Source organism: Quadrisphaera granulorum, from assembly GCF_003149145.1.
GTDB classification, from domain to species: domain Bacteria; phylum Actinomycetota; class Actinomycetes; order Actinomycetales; family Quadrisphaeraceae; genus Quadrisphaera; species Quadrisphaera granulorum.
In genome coordinates this window covers 22,086-42,913 of sequence record NZ_QGDQ01000028.1, presented here as the reverse complement: position 1 = coordinate 42,913, position 20,828 = coordinate 22,086, and the positions used below count along the sequence as shown (strand labels likewise).

Annotated in this window: 19 protein-coding genes; 10 read left to right on the top strand and 9 right to left on the bottom strand. The window is 72.6% G+C overall.

Annotated features, from left to right (window positions below):
• Positions 1-30: 30 nt before the first annotated feature.
• Entirely contained in the window at positions 31-1,092 is a 1,062-nt protein-coding gene (gene cydB, locus BXY45_RS18210; RefSeq protein WP_109775950.1) for a cytochrome d ubiquinol oxidase subunit II, read from the bottom strand.
• Positions 1,093-1,154: 62 nt separating this feature from the next.
• Positions 1,155-2,639: a cytochrome ubiquinol oxidase subunit I gene (locus BXY45_RS18205; RefSeq protein WP_109775949.1), complete on the bottom strand. Its 1,485-nt coding sequence runs from the start codon at positions 2,637-2,639 to the stop codon at positions 1,155-1,157.
• Between the two features lie 139 nt (positions 2,640-2,778).
• Here BXY45_RS18205 and BXY45_RS18200 point away from each other — a divergent pair, with 139 nt between their 5' ends.
• Positions 2,779-3,486, top strand: a complete 708-nt coding sequence (locus BXY45_RS18200) for a response regulator (RefSeq protein WP_172601972.1) — start codon at positions 2,779-2,781, stop codon at positions 3,484-3,486.
• 7 nt (positions 3,487-3,493) lie between these two features.
• Here BXY45_RS18200 and BXY45_RS18195 read toward each other — a convergent pair whose 3' ends face one another.
• The gene (locus BXY45_RS18195) at positions 3,494-4,648 is read right to left on the bottom strand and encodes a GAF domain-containing sensor histidine kinase (protein ID WP_211319724.1); all 1,155 of its coding nucleotides are present in this window, start codon (positions 4,646-4,648) and stop codon (positions 3,494-3,496) included.
• Between the two features lie 112 nt (positions 4,649-4,760).
• On the opposite strand from BXY45_RS18195, the gene BXY45_RS18190 reads away from it, so the two are divergent.
• Positions 4,761-5,459, top strand: a complete 699-nt coding sequence (locus BXY45_RS18190; protein WP_281270622.1) for a response regulator — start codon at positions 4,761-4,763, stop codon at positions 5,457-5,459.
• Positions 5,460-5,502: 43 nt separating this feature from the next.
• On the opposite strand, the gene BXY45_RS18185 is transcribed toward BXY45_RS18190, so the two are convergent.
• The gene (locus BXY45_RS18185) at positions 5,503-6,003 is read right to left on the bottom strand and encodes a pyridoxamine 5'-phosphate oxidase family protein (protein ID WP_109775946.1); all 501 of its coding nucleotides are present in this window, start codon (positions 6,001-6,003) and stop codon (positions 5,503-5,505) included.
• A gap of 138 nt (positions 6,004-6,141) precedes the next feature.
• Positions 6,142-6,672, bottom strand: a complete 531-nt coding sequence (locus BXY45_RS18180) for a GAF domain-containing protein (protein WP_109775945.1) — start codon at positions 6,670-6,672, stop codon at positions 6,142-6,144.
• Here BXY45_RS18180 and BXY45_RS18175 point away from each other — a divergent pair.
• The 5 genes from BXY45_RS18175 to BXY45_RS18160 all read left to right on the top strand — a co-directional run bounded on the left by BXY45_RS18175 (position 6,614) and on the right by BXY45_RS18160 (position 11,880).
• Complete coding sequence (locus BXY45_RS18175; RefSeq protein WP_109775944.1) at positions 6,614-7,864, top strand: universal stress protein; 1,251 nt, start codon at positions 6,614-6,616, stop codon at positions 7,862-7,864. The two genes, BXY45_RS18180 and BXY45_RS18175, sit on opposite strands and share 59 nt — an antisense overlap.
• A 157-nt stretch (positions 7,865-8,021) precedes the next feature.
• Positions 8,022-9,032, top strand: coding sequence for a zinc-dependent alcohol dehydrogenase (locus tag BXY45_RS18170; RefSeq protein WP_109775943.1), 1,011 nt, complete (start codon positions 8,022-8,024; stop codon positions 9,030-9,032).
• Between the two features lie 317 nt (positions 9,033-9,349).
• Entirely contained in the window at positions 9,350-9,550 is a 201-nt protein-coding gene (locus tag BXY45_RS23465) for a hypothetical protein (RefSeq protein ID WP_170131595.1), read from the top strand.
• Between the two features lie 151 nt (positions 9,551-9,701).
• Positions 9,702-10,946, top strand: coding sequence for an FIST signal transduction protein (locus tag BXY45_RS18165; protein WP_170131594.1), 1,245 nt, complete (start codon positions 9,702-9,704; stop codon positions 10,944-10,946).
• A 163-nt stretch (positions 10,947-11,109) separates the two neighbouring features.
• Positions 11,110-11,880: a helix-turn-helix domain-containing protein gene (locus BXY45_RS18160; RefSeq protein WP_146211264.1), complete on the top strand. Its 771-nt coding sequence runs from the start codon at positions 11,110-11,112 to the stop codon at positions 11,878-11,880.
• 209 nt (positions 11,881-12,089) lie between these two features.
• On the opposite strand, the gene aceB is transcribed toward BXY45_RS18160, so the two are convergent.
• Together aceB and aceA are read right to left on the bottom strand one after the other, a co-directional pair.
• Positions 12,090-13,931, bottom strand: coding sequence for a malate synthase A (gene aceB, locus BXY45_RS18155; RefSeq protein WP_245961910.1), 1,842 nt, complete (start codon positions 13,929-13,931; stop codon positions 12,090-12,092).
• A complete protein-coding gene (gene aceA, locus BXY45_RS18150; RefSeq protein ID WP_109775940.1) occupies positions 13,931-15,334 on the bottom strand; it encodes an isocitrate lyase in 1,404 nt (467 codons plus the stop codon). Before aceA ends, aceB begins: the two co-directional genes overlap by 1 nt.
• Before the next feature lie 230 nt (positions 15,335-15,564).
• Here aceA and BXY45_RS18145 point away from each other — a divergent pair, with 230 nt between their 5' ends.
• Positions 15,565-17,058, top strand: coding sequence for a helix-turn-helix transcriptional regulator (locus BXY45_RS18145; RefSeq protein ID WP_245961909.1), 1,494 nt, complete (start codon positions 15,565-15,567; stop codon positions 17,056-17,058).
• A gap of 16 nt (positions 17,059-17,074) precedes the next feature.
• Here the strand turns inward: BXY45_RS18145 and BXY45_RS18140 are convergent, their stop codons facing one another.
• A complete protein-coding gene (locus tag BXY45_RS18140; RefSeq protein ID WP_109775938.1) occupies positions 17,075-17,485 on the bottom strand; it encodes an SRPBCC family protein in 411 nt (136 codons plus the stop codon).
• A gap of 138 nt (positions 17,486-17,623) precedes the next feature.
• Here BXY45_RS18140 and BXY45_RS18135 point away from each other — a divergent pair, with 138 nt between their 5' ends.
• Together BXY45_RS18135 and BXY45_RS18130 are read left to right on the top strand one after the other, a co-directional pair.
• The gene (locus BXY45_RS18135) at positions 17,624-18,367 is read left to right on the top strand and encodes an HD domain-containing protein (protein ID WP_109775937.1); all 744 of its coding nucleotides are present in this window, start codon (positions 17,624-17,626) and stop codon (positions 18,365-18,367) included.
• A 149-nt stretch (positions 18,368-18,516) separates the two neighbouring features.
• Entirely contained in the window at positions 18,517-19,041 is a 525-nt protein-coding gene (locus BXY45_RS18130; protein WP_109775936.1) for a hypothetical protein, read from the top strand.
• On the opposite strand, the gene BXY45_RS18125 is transcribed toward BXY45_RS18130, so the two are convergent.
• Positions 19,028-20,761 (bottom strand): putative bifunctional diguanylate cyclase/phosphodiesterase, encoded by a 1,734-nt coding sequence (locus BXY45_RS18125; RefSeq protein ID WP_146211263.1) that lies wholly within the window; start codon positions 20,759-20,761, stop codon positions 19,028-19,030. The genes BXY45_RS18130 and BXY45_RS18125 overlap by 14 nt on opposite strands.
• Between the last annotated feature and the right edge of the window lie 67 nt (positions 20,762-20,828).

Here is a 20,828-nt window from a genome sequence, read left to right as displayed (position 1 = left end):
ACCGAGCACCTGACCTCGGCGGCGTGCCCCTCAGTGACGGGTGCGGGACTGCTGACCGTGCGAGCTGCTCTCACCGCTGCGCGGCGCTGGGAGGAGCGGCACCGGGATGTGCTCAGCGGAGAGCCGGTGACGGAACACCCACAGCGACCACGCCTGGTAGGCCAGCACCAGCGGTACGAGCGCCACGGCCACCCAGGTCATCACCCCGAGCGTGTACGGCGTGGAGGAGGCGTTGCGGATGGTCAGCGAGAAGGCCGGGTCGGTGGAGCTGGGCATGACGTCGGGGAACAGCGACCCGAAGATGAGGACGACGGCGGACACGATGACCGCGCACGTCGCCGCGAAGGCCAGGCCCTCGCGACGACGGGGGACGGCGACGACGACGCCGACGAGCGCCACCGCCGCGACGGCCACCGCGGCCCACGTCCACGCCGTCCCGTGCGCCAGCTGGGTCCACAGCGCCCAGACCGCGGCGACGACGAGCACGGGCACCGAGAGTCGCTGCGCCAGTGCGCGGGCGCGCCGGCGGACCGGGCCCAGGGTGCGCAGCTGGAGGAACAGCGCCCCGTGCAGCAGGAACAGGCCCAGCGTGGTGAGTCCTCCGAGCAGCGCGTAGGGGTTGAGCAGCGTCAGCAAGTTGCCCGTGAACTGGTGCTGGGCGTCGAGGGGGACCCCGGCCACGATGTTGCTGAACGCCACGCCCCACAGCAGCGCCGGCACCGCCGACCCGACCACGAGGCACGCATCCCACCGGCGCCGCCAGGTCGGACTGTCGACCTTGCTGCGGTACTCGAACGCGACCCCGCGGACGATGAGCGCCAGCAGGATGAGCAGCAGCGGCAAGTAGAACCCACTGAACAGCGTGGCGTACCACTCGGGGAACGCCGCGAACGTCGCGCCGCCGGCCACGAGCAACCACACCTCGTTGCCGTCCCACACCGGGCCGATGGTGTTGATGATCTGGCGGCGCTCGCGGTCGTCGCGGGCGAGCACCGGGATGAGCATCCCGACGCCGAAGTCGAAGCCCTCCAGCACGAGGTAGCCGGTCCACAGGACGGCGATGAGCAAGAACCAGACCAGTTGCAGGTCCACGGTGGAGCTCTCCTTCAGGCGTCAGGTCAGGGTGGCGTCGGGTCAGCGCAGGTCAGCGCGGATCAGTACGCGACGGGCAGCGGGCGTTCTGCGGGACTGGCTCCCGGCGGCAGCGGGGCGGTGGCGGTGACCAGCTCCGCCACCTCCTCGTTCGACGGGGCCCCGTGGCTCACCGCGCGCCGGATGAGCCCGAACCACACCGCGGCGAGCACCCCGTAGACGGCGGTGAGCGCGACCAGGGAGATGGCGACCTCCCAGGAGTCGACGCGGGAGACGCCCTGCGCGGTGAGCAGGCGGACGTCGGCGGGACCCGTCGGGTTGGGCGCGACCACCCACGGCTGGCGGCCCATCTCGGTGAAGACCCACCCCGTGGCGTTGGCGAGGAACGGCATCGGCAGCGCGAGCAGGGACAGCCGCCCGAACCATGCCTGCGACGGCGTCCGGCCACGGCGCAGCAGCCACAGCGCGGCGAGGGCGAGGGCGGCGGAGAACACCCCGAACCCGATCATCAGGCGGAACGTCCAGTAGGTCACCGGTAGCAGCGGCGTGTAGTTGGCGGGGCCGTACAGCTCGACGTAGCGCGCCTGGACGGCGCGCACGCCCTCCAGCGTCGCGTGCGTGTCACCGGTCGCGAGCCAGCTCGTGAGGCCCGGCACGGTCAGCTGGCGCACGTCGCAGTTGTTGCCGACGTCGCCGACGGCGATGAGAGAGAAGCCGGCTCCGGTCTCGGTGTCGCACAGCGCCTCGGCGGCCGCCATCTTCATGGGTTGCTGGGCGAACATCAGCTTGGCCTGGGCGTCACCGCTCACGGCCACCCCGACGCCGCCGACGAGCAGCGCCACCAGCCCGACGACGAGCGCCGGCCGGAACGCTGCGGCGTCGGCGCGCCCGGTGACCCTGCCGCCGCCTTCGCGGCGCAGCAGGTGCACGCACCACCACCCGGACACCCCCGCGACGAACGTCCCGGCGACCACGAGCGCACCCGTCACCGTGTGGGGGAAGGCGGCCAGCAGCGTGGGGTTGGTCAGCACCGCGCCGATGTCGGTCATCTCCGCACGCCCCGTGGTGGGGTTGTAGGTGACACCCACCGGGTGCTGCATCCAGGAGTTGGCGGCCAGGATGAAGAACGCTGAGGCGTTCACGGCCAGCGCGACCGCCCAGATGCACCCCAGGTGCACGAGCTTGGGCAGCCGGCCCCACCCGAAGATCCACAGCCCCAGGAACGTCGACTCGACGAAGAACGCCGCCAGTCCCTCGATGGCCAGCGGAGCGCCGAAGACGTCACCGACGAAGCGGGAGTACTCGCTCCACGCCATACCGAACTGGAACTCCTGGACGATGCCGGTCACCACACCGATGGCGAAGTTGATGAGCAGCAGCTCGCCGAAGAAGCGCGTCATCCTCAGCCAGTGGTCGTGCCCGGTGCGGACCCACGCGGTCTGCATCACGGCCACCAGCGGTGCGAGGCCGATCGTCAGCGGCACGAAGATGAAGTGGTAGACGGTCGTGATGCCGAACTGCCACCGCGCGAGGTCGAGGGTGTCCACTCAGCCACTGTCGGCCGCTGCGGAAGCTCAGAGCAGCGGCGCCGGTCCCGGTCTGCCAGGACCGAGGTCCCGGATGCGCCGCTGACCCGCGAGGACGCGACGACCGGCCGTGCGCACCGCGGTCGCCTACGGTGGAGTGGTGGGTGCAACCTCCTCGCCGGTGCGGGTCTTTCTCCTCGATGACCATGAGGTGGTGCGCCGCGGGGTCGCTGATGTGCTGAGCACGGATGAGGCGTTGACCGTGGTGGGGGAGGCCAGCACCGCCGCCGAGGCGCTCGCCCGGGTGCCGGCGCTGCGGCCCGACGTCGCCGTTCTCGACGTTCGCCTCCCCGACGGCGACGGCGTCAGCGTGTGCCGGGAGCTGCGTTCGCAGCTGCCGGAGCTGAAGGTGCTGATGCTCACGAGCTACAGCGACGACGAGGCGCTGATGGACTCGATCATGGCGGGTGCGTCGGGGTACCTGCTCAAGCAGGTGCTCGGGCAGGACCTGGTGGCGGCGGTGCGGACCGTGGCGGCGGGCGGTTCGCTGCTGGATCCGCGTGCGACCTCCCTCGTCATGGAGCGGCTGCGGCGCGGCGCCGAAGACCCCGGCCCCTTGGCTCAGCTCACCGAACGCGAGCGAGAAGTGCTCACACTCATCGGTGAGGGGTTGACCAACCGGCAGATCGGGGAGCGGCTGTTCATCGCCGAGAAGACCGTCAAGAACAACGTGTCCCAGCTCCTGGCGAAGCTGGGCATGGAACGGCGTACGCAGGCCGCAGTGCTGGCCACCGAACTCAAGGGCAGCACCGAACTCAGGGGGAGTACGGAACTCAAGGGCACCCGCGCACCCGACCGCCGCCGCTGACCCCCGGCTACCCCGCCGCGACGACGGCGTCCAGCGGGGCGGACCACAGCAGACGGGTGCCGCCCTCGGGGCGCTGACGCACCTCGAAGGTGCCGCCGCGTCGCTCGGCCCGCTGCTCCAGGCCGGCCAGCCCGCTGCGCGCCGCTCCGGCCTCGATGCCCACGCCGTCGTCGTCGACCTGGACCACCACGGCGTCAGCGCCGCTGGCCGGGTCCGTGGCCGTCGCGTCGACGGTCACCACGAGGTGCGCGGCCCGTCCGTGGCGGACGGCGTTGCTCGTGCCTTCGCGCACCACGGCGATGACGTCGGTGGCCAGCGTTCCGGTGACGAGCACGTCGACGGCCCCGGTGGTCCGCACCGTCGTCGCGGCGCGCCCGGTGAACTCCTCGACCACGGTCAGCAGCTGACGGCGCAGGCCTCCGTCGGAGCCGGGCGAGGTGTGCAGCCCGAAGATGGTGGTGCGGATGTCGCGGACCACCTCGTCGAGCTGGGAGACCACACCCGCCAGACGCGTGCGGACCTCCTCCTCGTCGGGGCGGTGCAGCCGAGCGTTGAGAGCCTGCAGCGACAGCCCGGCCGCGAAGAGCCGCTGGATCACGTGGTCGTGCAGGTCGTGCGCGATCCGGTCGCGGTCTTCCAGGACGGCGAGGCGCTGAGCATCGGTGTGCAGCGCCGCGTTGGCGAGGGCGGTGCCCGCGATGGCCGCGAGCGCCTGGGCGACCTCGGAGTCTTCGCGGGTGAAGCAGCCGGCGTCACGGTCGGGGAACTTCTCGGTCAGGTAGAGGTTGCCGAAGACCTCCCCGCGCACCACCACCGGCACGCCGAGGAAGCTGCGCATCGGCGGGTGACCGGGCGGGAAGCCCACGGCCTGGGGATCTGCGGTGAGGTCGTCGACGCGCAGGGGCCGGGGGTCGGCGATGAGCCGTCCGAGCACGCCGCGGCCCTCGGGCAGGTGGCCCAGGGACGCGGCGACCTCGGGGTCCATGCCGGTGTGCACGAACCGGTCCAGTCCGCGGCCGTCGGCGGAGATCACCCCGAGCGCTCCGTAGCGCGCGCCGACGAGGTCGGTGGCGGCCTGCAGCAGGCCCTGCAGGACGGCGTCGAGGTCGAGGTCGTTGATGGCGACCACCGCGTCGAGCAGGCGGCGCAGGCGGGCTTCCACGGGTACCAGCCTGCACGCCCGGGTGCCCGGTCGGCGAGCGTCCTCCAGGGTCCGCGCCGCGGAGGACCTCGGACCCTGGTCGGTGAGGAAGGTCCCGCCTAGCGTCACCGGCGTGAGCGCTGCGACGTCTCCTGCTGCCCTTCCGAGTACCAGCGCGATCGTGCGGGTGTTCCTCCTGGACGACCACGAGGTCGTCCGCCGAGGAGTTGCCGACATGATCAGCACGGTTCCGGAACTCCGGGTGGTGGGGGAGGCGAGCACCGCGGCTGAGGCGTTTGCCCGCGTGCCCGCACTGCGGCCCGACGTCGCCGTTCTCGACGTTCGCCTCCCCGACGGCGACGGCGTCAGCGTGTGCCGAGAGCTGCGTTCGCAGCTGCCGGAGCTGAAGGTGCTCATGCTCACGAGCTACAGCGACGACGAGGCGCTGATGGACTCGATCATGGCGGGGGCCTCGGGGTACCTGCTCAAGCAGATCCTGGGGCAAGACCTCGTCGCGGCCGTGCGCATCGTGGCGGCGGGCGGTTCACTGCTGGACCCGCGCGCGGCCTCCCTCGTGATGCAGCGGCTGCGGCGAGGCAGCGAACCGACAGGTCCGCTGGCGCAGCTGTCGGAGCGGGAGCGGGAGGTGCTCGCCCTGATCGGTGAGGGGTTGACCAACCGGCAGATCGGGGAGCGGCTGTTCATCGCCGAGAAGACCGTGAAGAACTACGTCTCGCACCTGCTGGCCAAGCTGGGTCTGGAGCGGCGCACGCAGGCCGCGGTGCTCGCGTCCGAGCTCAAGATCGGTGGCGGTATCGGCGGACACCGCTGAAGGCGCGCCCGGGCCGCGGGGGTAACCCGGGGGCGCGCAGCCGTCAGACCTGGCCGTCGTCGTCGTCCTCGGTCAGCCGGCGACCGGCGATGACCTGGACCGACACCGCCAGGTAGGTCGCCACCGGGGACGGCGCCCAGGGCACGAGCCCGTCTTCGCGCAGCTGTGCCGCCAGGTGCGGGTCGGCGAGCAAACGGGCCGGACCGACGACGGTCACGGACCAGCCGGTGCGGGTGACGGGGTCGGTCTGGTCGACCTCGAAAGCCACCACGGCTCCCCGGACGGCAGCCGTGACCTTGTCCCCGGGGGTCGCGGCGATGACGACGTCGGTGCCGACCACCGTGAAGTTCACGGGCACGACCGCCGGCAGGACGGCGTCGGTGTAGGCCAGGCGCCCGACCCGCTGGCTCCGGAGCCGCTCCCAGCTTTCGGCCGTGTCGAGGGTGGGGAGCCACCGCCCGTCACAGGTGAGGTGCAAGGAAGCGCCCATCAGCACGCTGGCCCCCGCGGAGCGAGTGGCGCCGTCACCTCGGAGAGAGCTCATGACGACATCTCACGCGGGGGCTGCCACACGGGCCAGGGCCGATCGGCCCTCCGTGCCGGCCGTGCGTCTCGGATCGACGTGGTCCCTCAGCGCGGGTCCGCTCGGTGCTGACGGGCGCTTCGCGCCGGCTACCGGGCCTCAGCGCACGTCGAGGAGCACCAGCAGGTCGGCCACCTGCTCGGTGAAGAAGACGAGCATCGCCTCGTCGTCGTCGGTGAAGGCGGCGTCGCGCCCGAAGCGCAGCAGGGCGGCCCCGCCGAGCAGCTCGCCGTCCCGCCCGAGGACGGGCGCGCACATGACGGCACGTAGGGGATAGCGCTGCGACCACTCGACCTGCTCGGCCGTCGCCTCTGCCGCGGCGGTGCCGGGTGGCAGGTGCCACCGGGTGGGTCGCAGGTTCTCGACCACCGGACGCCACAGCCCCGCATCGCTCAGATCGGTGGTGTGGCTCATGATCTTGCCGATGGCTGCCCGGGCGTTGGGGTCGGGGTGGAACCACGCCACGGGCACCAGGCGCTGGCCGTCGTCGGACAGACGCCGCAGGGTCACCGCCTCCCCGCTCGCCATCGACAGGTGCTCGACCAGTTCCTGCAGCACCCCGCGGAGGCCGATGTCGCGCGTGCTGCTCACCCGGCCGGCCAGCCAGTCGAGGGCGGCGGTCGTGCTCACGCGGCACCTCCGGGTCGGTCGTCTGCGCGACCGTATCCCGAGGTCCCTCCCACCGCGGAGCGGGTCGCCAGAAGTCCGGCGTTCGGGACCAGCGGTCGTGGTCACGGGACCTTCGCCGGTGCTGGCCGGCTCCGGTCCGGCTCATGATCGGCACCGGAGGTGGGTGATGAGCAGTGAGTCTTCGCGAAGCCGGCACGGGACACTCGCGGCGGAGCCGTCGGTCCGTCCGGGCGTGGTCGTCGGCTGGAACGGATCGCTGAGCGCGCGGGAAGCGGTGCGGTGGGCGGCGATCGAGGCGGTGTCCCGGGGATGCCCTCTGACAGTCCTTCACGCAGCGGGGTCCTACGTCGACTGGATCGATCCCGTGTCGACTCCCGACGTCGCAGCGCTGGCCGTCGAGGTGGCGGCGGAGGGTGTGCACCTGGCCCGGGAAGTGGTGCGCGCCTGCTCGCCCCCGGGCGACGGCCCGGCGGGCACCGTCGTCCACCACGTCGTCGACCTGAGCGTCGCCCGACGTGCGCTCCTCGACGCCTCGCGGCGGGCTGAGCTGCTCGTGGTGGGTGACCGAGGTCGTGCTCAGCTGGCTGCGGTCGTGCTGGGGTCCGTGGCGGCCACTGCCGCCGCCCGAGCGCACTGTCCCTTGGTCGTCGTCGGTGAGGGCAGCCGGTACCTCGCCGGTCCGGTGCGGCCGGTGGTCGTCGGCGTGGACGGGTCTCCGGCATCACGGGCGGCCGTCACGTTCGCCGTCGGTGCCGCGGCTCGTGCCGGAGCGGCTCTGCGCGTCCACGCGTCATGGCTCAAGTCGGTGGCTCCGCTGGACGGGCTGGCCGACGGGCCGGCCGAGGGGCCGGCTGGTAGAGCCCTGGACTCGGCCGCTGGTGCGGGACCATCCACGGATCGGCGCGGCATGTCCGGAGCACAGGAGGCTGCCTACCACGCGGCGGTGCAGGCGGCGGCGGAAGCCGCAGACCTGGCTCGGGCCGCGCACCCCGAGGTGTCCGTCGAGGTCGAGGTCTCCGACGAGCTCCCCGTCGCCGCCCTGGTGACGGCCTCGTTGCGGGCCGGACTGGTGGTGGTGGGGTCCCGAGGACGGGGAGCCGTCCGCAGCCTCCTGCTGGGGTCCACCAGCCGCGAACTGGTGCATCGCTCGCACTGCCCGGTGGCTGTCGTGCACGCCGTCGAGCAGTCCTGAGGAGGAGGTCCGCCCGGTCCACAGGGACCGGGCGACCCGGTCATCGCGGACCTTCGGCCCTCCGCCGTGGGCCCAGGCGGCGGAAGCATCGACGCGAGGCCCCGACGTGGGGGCCGCCGCCCGGGGCCGCCGCCCCGCCACCTCTCGGAGGTCCGTCGTGAAGGCTGCCGTCGTCACCGAGTTCAAGGCCCCGCTGGAGCTGCAGGAACGCCCAGTACCGGTCCCCGGCCCCGGTCAGGTGCTCGTGCGTCTGGAGGCGAGCGGCCTGTGCCACACCGACATCCACGCCGCCCACGGCGACTGGCCCGTCAAGCCCACCCCACCGTTCGTCCCCGGACACGAGGGCGTGGGTGTCATCGAGGCCCTCGGCGCGGGAGTCACCGACCGCACCCTCGGCCAGCGGGTGGCCGTCGCCTGGCTCGGGTCTGCGTGCGGCGAGTGCCGGTACTGCATCAGTGGTTGGGAGACGCTCTGCCTGGAGCAGCAGAACTCCGGCTACTCGGTGGACGGCGCCTTCGCCGAGCACGCCGTCATCGGCTCCGCCTTCGCCAACCCGGTACCCGACGAGGTCTCCTCGATCGACGCCGCACCGCTGACGTGTGCCGGGGTCACCACGTACAAGGCCGTGAAGGTCGGGCGCGTGCAGCCGGCAGAGACCGTCGCCGTCTTCGGCATCGGAGGGCTCGGCCACCTGGCACTGCAGTACGCACGCATCGCCGGTGGCTTCGTCACCGCCGTCGACATCACCGAGGAGAAGCTCGCCCTCGCCAAGGAACTCGGCGCCGACCACCTCGTCAACGCCGCCAGCTCCGACCCCGTCGCCCAGATCCAGGCGCGCGGCGGCGCGGACGTCGCCATCGTGCTCGCCGCCTCGGCGCGAGTGTTCGACCAGGCCTACCGGTCCCTCCGCCGCGGCGGACGTCTCGTGTGTGTGGCCCTGCCTGCCGAAGGGGACATGTCGCTGCCGATCTTCGACACGGTGCTGTCCGGCAAGTCCGTCATCGGGTCCATCGTCGGCACCCGCAACGACCTCCAGGACGTGTTCGCCTTGCACGCCGCGGGCCGCACCCGCGTCATCACCGAGACCCGCCCGCTGGAGACCGTCAACGACTCCTTCGCCGACGTGCTCGCTGGGCAGGTGCCGGCGCGGGTGGTCTTCACCTTCTGACCCCCTGACTGCACCAACCGCGCGGAACCACAGCGCGGAACCACAGCGCGGAACCCCTGACCAGAACGACCACGACGACGACGTCGTGGTCGTTCTGCGTGTCCGCCCGCGGTGACCGTGGGCGCCGGTAACGGGGTGTCCGGCGCCGAAGGCCCGTCGTTCGCGGACCAGCGTTCCGGCGGCACCGGGACCGACGTCCTGACCTGATCGGCCGCACGGGGGGTGCGCGGTCTGCGCCCCCTGTCTGCCCGGTCAGCGCAGCCGATCCAGCCGGAGCGCCGCACTCGCGGCGCATCCCACCAGCCCTGGAGGCGCACATGGCCGTCCACCTCAGCCTGGAGACCGTCGCGACGGCGCTGCGGGCGCTCGTCGGTGAAACAGCGTTCCCGTCCATCACGACCCGCGTGCTGCTGCGCACGGGGGTCAACCTGCGGTCCCCCCGACCCGACCAGCTCGCCAACGCCGGAGCCGTCAGCACCGTCGTGGGTGCCCTGTCGGAGCTCGGCTACCGGGTCTGACGCAGACGTCGTTGCCGCCGAACGTTCCTCGCCGCGGGCGGTGTCGCCCGCACCCCTGATCCAGCTCCACCCCAGCAACCCGAAGACCCCGACGAGCCCGACGACGCCGACGACGCCGACGACCCGTCGTCACCATCTCAAGGAGAACACCGTGAACCGCATCGAGCTCTTCACCACACCGACCAGCACGTCCGCTGCCGCCGCGTCCGACGTTGTCAGTGGCGCTCCCGGCAGCAGCCAGGAACGAGTCCCCCTCGCCCGCGCGTTCTGGTCGGCGGAGAGCCGCGTCGCCAGCGAGCTCGACCCTTCGGAGGCGGCCGGCGAGGTCGCCTTCGACCTGCGGCTCGGCCTGCAGGCGGAGGCGGCGTCGCTGGTCCTGCTGTTCGCGTCCTCCGACATCGAGCCCGACCCGCTGATCGCGACCATCGAGGACGCGTTCCCCGAGGCGATCGTCGCCGCCTGCTCGACCGCCGGAGAGTTCACCGACGAGAGCACGGGCACCGGGGGAATCAGCGCGCTGGCCCTGCCGGCCACGGGTGTCCGGAGGGTCGCCGCCGCGCTCGCGCCGCTGGGTGGCGGCGCCAAGGCCGGGGGGGGCCTCGCCGTCGCGGACCTCGAGCGCCAGCTCGGCAGCCGTCTGCGCGACCTCGACCCCGCCCGTCACGTGGGGATCCTGCTGGTCGACGGGGTGCACGGAGACGAGGAGGCGGTCAACGAGGCGCTCGGCAACGCGGCCCCCCTGCTCGACGTCGTCGGAGGATCCGCCGGCGACGATCTCGCCTTCGCCGGCACGTGGGTGGCGCTCGGGAGCCGCATCAGCGCGCACGGCGCCGTCGTCGTCGTCCTGGAGCTGGAGGGGCCGTTCACGGTCTTCAAGACGTGCAGCTTCACCAGCACCGGACGGCGGCTGCGGATCACCGCCGCCGACCCGGCACGGCGCACCGTGCTGGAGTTCGACGGCCGGCCGGCGGCGCAGGCCTACGCCGATGCGCTCGGGGTGCCGGTGGCCGAGCTGGCGAGCCGCTTCATGGACTCACCGCTGGGGCTGATGGTGGACGGCGAGCCGTGGATCCGCTCGCCGCAGCGCCTCGAGGGCGACGCGGTGGTCCTGTACTGCCAGGTGCTGGAGGGCATGGAGGTCGAGGTCATGGCCTCGGGAGATCTCATCGCCGACACGCGCGCCGCTCTCGACGCCGCCGTGGCGCGCGTCGGCGGCACTCCTCGCGGGGCGGTGGTCTTCAACTGCATCCTGCGGCGGCTGGAGATCGATACGCGGGGCCTGGGCCGGGCTTTCACGGGCATGTTCGCCGGGATGCCCACCGCGGGTTTCCACACCTACGGGGAGTCGCTCGTGTCGCACATCAACCAGACGGCGACCGGCATCGTCTTCGGCTGACAGTTGTGATGTAGGTCGGAGCTCACCGGGGGTCGGGTGGTGCAGGTCACCACCCGACCCCCGGCGGTGTCGCGGGCACCTCGCCGAGGAGGACGATGGGTGGACAGGCGGACCGGTGGCCGAGGTGCAACGAGGCACTCCCGGAGCCGCGGAGGGAAGCAGCATGGGCAAGCACGTGGACGACGACCGCGGCCAGCAACCATCACCGCGGGGGGCTCAGGCACCGATGACGATGCTGATGCCGGCCCTGCCGAGCAAGGCGCGGGCGAGCGAGCCGCACGCCCCCGACGACGCTTCGGGCAGCGGCCCGGGGGGTGGGTCGCCGGAGCCCGGGCAGCGGCTGCGCCGCGTCCGCGAGTCGATGGGGCTGACCCGCGCCGAGGTCAGCGCCCGCGCCCGCATGGACGAGGGCTACCTGACCTACCTCGAGGAGACCTCGGCGCAGCCGTCGGCGGGGGCCGTCCTCAAGCTGGCAAGGGCTCTCGGCACCACGGTGGAGCACCTCCTCGGAGTGCAGGTGCACGACCAGCCTGGCTCCTTCGCGGCCTCCGGAGGTCACCGCTCCGGCGCGCCGGACCCGCGTCGCTGCTGGGAGATGGTCGGTGACCGGGGCGTGGCGAGGGTGGTGCTCCAGGCGCGCACGTCCGCCGGGGAGCCGTCGCTGCGGGTGGTCGACTACATGGTGTCCGGCGCCGCCCTGGTCTTCTCGGTCCGCGCCGGCAGCGGCGTCGTCGTTGCGGCACGCGATGGCGAGCAGGCCCTGGTGGAAGTCGATCACCGAGACGGCTGGACGGTGCTGCTGGGAGGCCCGGCGCGACTGCTCCCACCCGATGACGCGGCGGTCTCTTCCTACCCCTGGGAGCGGGTGCCGGACTCGATGCTCGTCTCCGTCGAGCCGACCTGGCTGACCGCCCGCAGGCTCAGCGCCAGCTGACCGCCGCGCCGTTGGCGAGCACTCGACGGCCGCCGCCGCTACGGATCGATCCGGGTTGGCTGCCCACCGGGCTTCAGGCTCACCATCGACGGCGAGGGAGGTGGCGCGGATTCGCTTGAGCGTCGCGTGGGGCCGACCGTGGACGCTGGCTTCCGGGATGGGGCCTCGAACCGAAAGTCAGCGTCCACGGTCACGCCGGGAGGGGAGTGTCAGGAGCGCGGCTCCACGAGGTGGTTCGCGTACGCGACCGTCGTGAGGAACGGCGGGAACTCCTCGGCGAGTGCCACCTCGCGGAACACCGCCGCCGCCTCGTCGAGGTGGTCGCCCTCGCGCCGCGGCAGCCACTCGACGACGTCGTCCAGCACCTCCTCGACGCGCTCGCGGGTGACGGGCCGGCCGTCGTCGGCGGTGACGGCTCCCCACCGGATCCACTGCCACACCTGCGCCCGGGAGATCTCCGCCGTGGCGGCGTCCTCCATGAGCCCGTCGATGGCGACGGCGCCGGCACCGCCCAGCCACGCCGCCACGTACCGCAGGGCGGCGGAGACGTTGGTGCGCAGACCGTCGGAGGTGATCCGCCCGGACACCGACGTGAGGTCGAGCAGTCGAGCTGCCGTCGTCGGGTCCGAGGGCAGGGACGCCGAGGGCAGGGACTCCGAGGGCAGATGCTCCGGCGGCGACGCCTCACCGCCGCGGGTGCGCTCGGCGTCGAACGCCGCCTGCGCCACCGACACCAGCCCCGGGTGCGCCACCCAGGAGCCGTCGAACCCCATCGCCGCCTCGCGGTCCTTGTCGGTGCGGACCCTTTCCAGCGCCCGCGCCGTCGCGGCGGGGTCGGACCTCTGCGGGATGAACGCGCTCATCCCCCCGATCGCCTGAGCCCCGCGCCGGTGGCACGTCTGGACCAGCAGCTGGGCGTAGGTGGCCATTGGTGGCACGGTCATGGTGACGTCGGCGCGGTCGGGCAGCAGCCACCGCGGGCCGCGCTCCCGGAAGGTCTTGATGGCCGAGAAGATGTAGTCCCACCGCCCGGCGTTCAGCCCGGCGCAGTGGTCGCGCAGCTCGTAGAGGATCTCTTCCATCTCGAAGGCGGCGTGGATCGTCTCCACGAGCACCGTCGCGCGCACGGTCCCGTGGGCCAGGCCGAGGTGCTCCTCGGTGACGGTGAACACCTCGTCCCACAGCCGCGCCTCGAGGTGGCTCTGCAGCTTGGGCAGGTACGCGTACGGACCCTTCCCGGAGGCGACCAGCTCGCGGGCGCACCCGGTGGCGAACAGCGCCCAGTCGACCAGCGACGCCGACGCCGGGCAGCCCTGCCCCGACGGGTCGCGCGGGTCGACGATCCGTAGGTGCTTCTCCGCAAGGTGCCACCCCCGAGGCCGCATGACGATCGTCGTGTCGCACGCCATGACCTGCTCGCCCGCTGTGCCGTCGGTGCTCACGGGCAGCACCTCGTAGCGGCGTCCGTCCGCCGCGGTGTGCGTCAGCTGCCCGCGGACGGCGTCGCGCAGCACCAGCTGGGAGGTGACGACGTTCTTCCACGTGGGGGAGCAGGCGTCCTCCAGGTCCGCCAACCACACGCGCGCGCCGCTGTTGAGGGCGTTGACGGCCATCTTCGGCTCGCACGGCCCGGTGATCTCCACCCTGCGGTCCTCCAGGCCGGGTCCGGGGCCTGCGACCCGCCAGGACGGGTCGCGCCGGACCTGCTCGGTCTGGGGCAGGAAGCCGGGCGTGAACCCGCCGTCGATGCGCTTCTGCCGCTCGACGCGTGCCGCGAGCAGCTCGTGGCGGCGTCCCGCGAACCGGCGGTGCAGCTCACCGATGAGCGCGAACGCCTCCTCGGTGAGCACCTCCTCGGAACGCTCGGGCAGGCTGCCTCGCACCTCGACGCCGTGGCTGCGCAGCAGCGGCCGCCGCTGGCCGTCGCCGTCGTCGTCCTGAGGGTTGCTGGGGACGACGACGAGCGGCGCCGTCCACCCCCGCATCCGCGCGAACCCCGTCCGTGCACCGAAGTCGCGGGTCTGGGTCTGCTGTGTCGTCTGCGCGCTCATCAGTGGGCCTGCCCTTCGGACTCGGTGGAGAACTGCCCGTCGAACTGCTCGGCCTCGGTGGAGCCATGCAGCGCGAGGGTCGTGCTGGCGGGGTCGACGGCGGTGGAGACCCTGTCGAAGTACCCGGTGCCGACCTCGCGCTGGTGGCGGGTGGCGGTGTAGCCGTCGGCCTCGGCGGCGAACTCCGCCTCCTGCAGTTCCACGTAGGCGCTCATCGCGTGCTCGCGGTACCCGCGGGCCAGCTGGTACATGGAGTGGTTGAGGGCGTGGAAGCCGGCCAGGGTGATGAACTGGAAGGCGTAGCCCATGCTCGCGAGCTCGCGCTGGAAGCGCGCGATGGTGGCGTCGTCGAGGTGGCGCTTCCAGTTGAACGACGGCGAGCAGTTGTACGCCAGCAGCTTGCCCGGGAACTTCGCGTGGATCGCCTCGGCGAACCGCCGCGCGAGGTCCAGGTCCGGCACGCCGGTCTCGACCCAGAGCAGGTCGGCGACCTCGGCGTAGGCGAGCCCGCGCACGATGGTGGTCTCCTCGCCCGGGCGGGTGCGGAAGAAGCCCTCGGCGGTGCGCTCGCCGGTGAGAAAGGGCCGGTCGCGCTCGTCGACGTCGCTGGTGATGAGGTCGGCGGCAAGGGAGTCGGTCCGGGCGATGATCACCGTGTCGGTGCCTGCGACGTCGGCCGCCAGACGGGCCGCAGCGAGGGTGCGCAGGTGCTGGGACGTGGGGATCAGCACCTTGCCGCCCAGGTGGCCGCACTTCTTGGCGGACGAGAGCTGGTCTTCCCAGTGCACGCCCGCGGCACCCGCCTCGATCATCGAGGTCATGAGCTCGTAGGCATTGAGCGGACCACCGAAGCCCGCCTCGGCGTCGGCGATGATCGGCGCCAGCCAGTCGCGGGTGGCCGTACCGCCGTTCTCCAGCCTGTCGATCTGGTCGGCGCGCAGCAGGGCGTTGTTGATGCGGCGGACGACCGTCGGCACGGAGTCGACCGGGTACAGCGACTGGTCGGGGTAGGTGTGCCCGGAGGTGTTGGCGTCCGCGGCGACCTGCCAGCCGGACAGGTAGATGGCCTCCAGACCGGCGCGGACCTGTTGGACGGCCTGGTTGCCCGTCAGCGCGCCGAGCGCGGGCACCCACTCGCGGGTGTGCAGCTGGTCCCACAGGCGCTGCGCGCCGCGGCGGGCGAGCGTGTGCTCGACGGCGACGGAGCTGCGCAGCGCCACGACGTCGTCGGCGGTGTGGGTGCGGGTGATGCCGGCCCAGCGCGGGTCGGACGCCCAACGGGCGGCGATCTGCTCGGCGGTCTCGGTCTGGTCGCCCGGCAGCGGTGCGCGGGTCGAGCCGGTGGAGGGGGACTGAGCGGTCTGGTGGGGCTGAGCCGTGGGGCGGTCTGCGAGCGTGGTCATGGTGGTCTCCTGTGCGGTGGCGGTGAGGGGGTTCCGCCCGGCGCTCCACGGGTCTGCGCAGCGCCGGGCAGAAGGTTGGTGGGAGGTTGGTCACCCGCCAGCAGGACGACGGTTCGTCGTCGTGAGAGGACTCTGCCCGCCCGCTTCTCGTCGTCGCCAGGGTCTCCCCCGCAGAAGTTCGGGGCTTCTTCTGCTTCCGCGAAGTGCAGCCGGTCTGTCACCCTGAACCGGTGAGCACTGACGCCACCGCCCGCCCGACTGCCCCGGAGACGGGCCTGGACGCCCTGACTGTCGGACGCCGGGTGCGGCACCTGCGCACCGCGAAGGGCATGACCCTGGAGGATCTGGCTACCGCCGTCGGGCGCGCCCCCAGTCAGGTGTCGGTCCTGGAGAACGGCAAGCGCGAGCCGAAGCTGTCGCTGCTGCAGGCGGTGGCCGGCGCGCTGGGATGCCCGCTGGCCGAGCTGCTGCAGGAGGCGCCGCCGTCCCACCGCGACGCCCTGGAGATCACCCTGGAACGCCACCAACGCGGCGCGGTGTTCGCCGGGCTCGGGCTGCCCGAGGTGCGCGTGGGCCGCGGGCTGCCCACCGACGTGCTCGAGCTCGTGGTGGGGCTGCAGGAGGAGGTGCTGCGCCTGCACGCCGAGCGGTCGGCCACCCCCGAGGAGGCCCGGCGCGCCAACGCCGAGCTGCGCGCGCAGATGCGCTCCCGCGACAACCACGAGCCGCAGCTGGAGGAGCGCGCCGCGGAGCTGCTGCGCGCCGTCGGCCACACCGGCGGACCGCTCTCACAGGGCCGCGCTGCCGCGCTCGCGACGCACCTGGGGTTCTCGCTGCACTACGTCGGCGACCTCCCGCCGACCACCCGCAGCGTCACCGACCTCGAGCACGGCCGGATCTACCTGCCGGCCTTGCGCGTCGGTGGGGCGGGTGGGTCGGGCGACCCGCGCACCACGCTGCTGCAGGCCCTCGCCAGCATCGTGCTCGGGCACGAGGAGCCGCGCTCGTACGCCCAGCTGCTGCGCCAGCGCGTCGAGTCGAACTACCTGTCGGCGGCGCTGCTCATGCCGCAAGACTCCGCCGTCGCGTTCCTGCGCGGCGCCAAGGCAGACCGGGAGCTGTCCGTGGAGGACCTACGCGACGCTTTCGCCGTCCCCTACGAGACCGCCGCCCACCGCTTCACCAACCTGGCCACCGTGCACCTGGACCTCCCGGTGCACTTCATGAAGGTCGACCGGGCCGGGCGGATCCTCAAGGCCTACGAGAACGACGGCGTCCGCTTCCCCACGGATGCGCTGGGTGCGGTGGAGGGCCAGCCGGTGTGCCGGCACTGGACCGTGCGGACCGTCTTCGACATCGCCGACCAGCTCAGCCCCTACCACCAGTACACGGACACCGCCGCCGGCACGTTCTGGTGCACGGCGCGCACACAGCCGAGCTCCTTGGGCGACTCCCTGGACCACTCCGTCGCCCTCGGCGTGCCGTACGCGCACGTCAAGTGGTTCCGCGGGCGCGCCACCACCGAGCGGGCGACCTCGCGCTGCCCCGACCCGGCGTGCTGCCGGCAGGCCGCGCCCGACGTCGCCGCGCGGTGGGAGGGCCGCTCATGGGCGAGCCCGCGCACCCCTGCCAGCCTGCTCGCGTCCACGCCGGTGGGCTCGTTCGGCGGTGTGGACACTCCTGCCGTCTACGACTTCCTCCAGGCGCACGCCCCGAAGCGCTGACGCCCACGCCAGGAGCTCACGTCAGTTCGTCGTCGCCTTCCAGCAGCGCGGCAAGGCGGGCGAGGTCGCTGCGGACCAGCTCCGCATCGGTGCGGAAATCCTCCTCGCTGACCCCGTCGCGGTGGAAGAGGGTGAACACCACCTCACTGCCGGTGCCGTTGGCGAGCACGCGCAGCGGGTTGTGGACGACGGTGCCGTCGGGCAGCGTCACGTCGTGGTCGAGGACGCCGGCCTCCAGCGGGCCAGTGAAGGCGACCTCCACGCGGCCCATGGGCGAGTCGGTGAACCATCGGCCGCCCTCCTCGCGGACGCCGGCGGCCAGGCCCGAAGCCCAGCGGGGTAGCTGGGCGGGGTCACCGGCGAGGGCCACCACGCGCTCGGGTGGAGCCTCGATGGAGCACGTGAGGTGCAGCGCCGGCCAGACCACACCGGGGAGCGTAGGTCCGTTCTCCGGAGCACACCTCCGGGCCGATCCGGTGACCAGGCCGTCGCCGCTGCGCGTTCGGGTCTACGGCCGACCTGTCGGACACGATCAATGCTTCCTCGACCCGATACGTTGACGACCATGTCGTCTGGATGCCGCTCCGCGTTCACCGCGTGGTCGCCGCTGCGATCGTCCGGGCACCTGACGGCGCGGACCGTGCGAGAGGCTGGCACGGCCGGCGTCGGTCAGTCCCACGTCACGGTCGGTGGGCCGGGGGAGGCGCACACCGTCGCACTCGACGACGCGTTGGTCGTCCAGGCTGCCGAGCTGGCCGAGCAGCTGCTCAGCACCCTCGACGACGGTGGTTCTCGCTGGCGCCACACGCAGGCCGTCGCGGCGCGAGCGTTTGAGGCGGCAGACGCGGTGGCTCCCGAGCAGGTGAACCTGCTGCTCGCCGCGGCGTGGTTGCACGACATCGGCTACGCCCCGGCGATCGCCCACACGGGCTTCCACCCTGTCGACGGCGCCGTCCACCTGCAACGCTCGCTCTGGCCTCCAGCGGTCGCCGGGCTCGTGGCCCACCACTCCGGAGCGCGATTCGTGGCGGCCGTCAGTCAGCTGCAGCACCACCTGGAGCCGTTCGCCCGGCCCGGGTACTGGTCGGGCCCGGTGGCCGACGCGCTCACATGGGCCGACCAGACGACGGCGCCCGACGGCCAGCGGGTCACCGTGCGTGAGCGCCTCGACGAGGTGATCCAGCGGCACGGCGCCAGCAGTCCCCAGGCGCGCTGCCACGCCCAGCGCGGTCCGGCGCTCATCGCCGCGGTGCGCGCCACCGAGGACAGGCTGATGCTCGCCCGCGCCGCGCACGTCAGCACCGCCTGACGGCAGCCGCCCCCTTCCTGGCCGCGTGAGAGGTGATGTGAGGTCCGAGGGGCTGTTCGGTGTGACATTCCGGAATGTGAGGTTTCCGGGGTGTGAATGTTCAGTCGCCCCTCAGTCGCTGTTCAGGAGCTCCGCACATCATGAGGTGCATGACACCTCACCGCACGACCGGGGGAGCGGGCGCGCGTGTCGAGCGCGCCGATCCCGTCGCCGTCGTGCGGCGATGGGAGGAAGAGCAGGGCCGTCGCCTGGTCGATGCCACACTCGCGTCCTGGGACGACCTCGACAGCGAGGCCGTCATCCTCGCCCGCACCGCCTGGCGGGCACCGGTGCCCGGGGGTACGGCGTTCTGGGCGCGGCGGCGGTACCTGAGCTTCGACGCGGAGGGTGCCCCCGATCGTCTTATCGAGGTGCAGCTGCTCAGCGGTCCCCAGCCGTGCGTGCGCGCCCGCCACTCTGATCTGCTCGTGGCCGGAGCGCTGGGGGATCGGTACTGGATCTACGCCCTCACGAGCGGCTCCTCTGGCGACGTGCACCTGCGCACGCTGCAGGATCCGGCCAGTTCCGCCTGGGACCCGGTGCTGCCGCAGAGCGCCGCGGTCGATCACGACCCGCTGTGGGTCTTGCCCCTCAGCCGGGTGAGGAACCGCCCGGTGCGTCTCACCGCGGCGTGACCGCGCCTGCCGCCGCCCTCCACTGCTCGTTCAGCTCGGCCGCGGGGACCGGCCGTCCGAGGGCAAACCCCTGGGCGTGGACCAGATGCCCCGGTCGCTCCTCGGCCAGCTCACGCAGCGCCTGCAGGTGGGCCGACGTCTCCACACCCTCCGCGGTCACCGCCGCGCCCAGTCCGTGCGCCATGGCGACGAGCATCCGCACGACGGCGGCGTCGCGCTCGTCGGTGAGCATGCCCGCCACGTAGCGGCGGTCGATCTTCACGCCGTCCAGCCGGAGGTCCCGCAGGTGCGCCAGGCCTGCGGCGCCGGAGCCGACGTCGTCCAGCGCGATGGCCACACCTGCTTCGCGCAGGGCAGCCAGGGAGCTCGCGGCGGCGTTCAGCTGGGCGCTCGTGGCGATCTCCGGCAGCTCCAGGTGGAGAACCTGCGGCGGTACCCCCGCAGCGTCCAGTGCCGCGAGGACGACGTGCGCGAGGTCGTCGCGGAGCAGCCCGGGGACCGACAGGTTGACGTTGACTGCGCGTGGGGCTCCTTCGCCGAACTCAGCGCGCCAGCGAGCCTGCTGGGTCAGCGCGGCGCGCAGCACGTGGGCGTCCAGCTCCGCGGCGAACCCGGCAGCGACCACGTCACTGAGGAAGGCTCCCGGGGCGAGCAGACCGCGGAGCGGGTGCTCCCAGCGCACGAGCGCCTCCGTGCTGGTGACCTGCCCGGTGAGGACCTCGCAGATGGGCTGGAAGTTCAGCACGAAGCGCCCCTGGGCGAGCGCCGCGTGCAGCTCCGTGCGATCGGGTGCGTGGGCGGTGATGGTGCACGGCGAGGCGGAGCCGTCGACGACGGCGCAGCGTGAGCCCCCGGCAGCCTTCGCCCCGTACATGGCGAGGTCGGCTTCGTGCAGCAGCGCGCCTGGATCACCGGGAGTCTGGGCGGTGACCGCCACCCCCACACTGGCCTGGCCGGGCAGCACCCTGCCGCCCAGGTGCACGGGCTCCGTGAGGCACGCCAGGAGGCGTTGCCCCATCCCGCGGGCCCACGAGACCAGGTCGCTTTCCTCCACGGGGGGACGCAGCAGCAGCGCGAACTCATCACCCCCCAGGCGCGCGGCGAGGTCTCCGGGGCGGACGGCGCCGCGAAGCCGCTCGGCCACTGTCTGCAGCACCTTGTCTCCGGTGCTGTGACCGAAGCCGTCGTTGATGGCCTTGAAGTCGTCCACGTCCACGTACACCAGGGCCAGTGGGCCGCGGGTGACGTCGAGCTGTCGTAGGAAGTGCTCGCGGTTGGCCAGGCCGGTCAGCGGGTCGGTGAGCGCCTTGTGCGCGAGCTCCGCCGCGAGGCAGCGCAGCACGTCCTCCACTTCCAGGCAGCTCGTGCCGTTGTCGTCGTCGAGCACCAGCACCTCGCTGTAGCGGGCCGCGCGGTCTCGTTCGAGAATCCGCTGAGCGGCCTGCCCCAGCGTGACGCGCGGGGAGATGACCAGTGCCTCCCAGTCCGCGAGGACGCTCACCGGTTGGCGCCCGTAGACGGCGCGGCCGTACCCGAGCCGGCCCGCCATGGCGGTGAGGAAGGGGCCGCGGGAGACCAGACCCCACCGCTGATCACCAGCCGTGAGGCGTGGGGACACCGCTAGACAGCTGAGTCCCGGATCGGTGCGGAAGGCCTCGTCGACGTCAGCGCACGGCGTGTCGGGAGCCACGACGCGCACCGGCCGGGACAGGTGCGACACGTCCCCAGTCTCGGAGACCGGCTCGCCCAGGGCGGCACGAAGATCAACGCTCACGCTTCGTCCATCG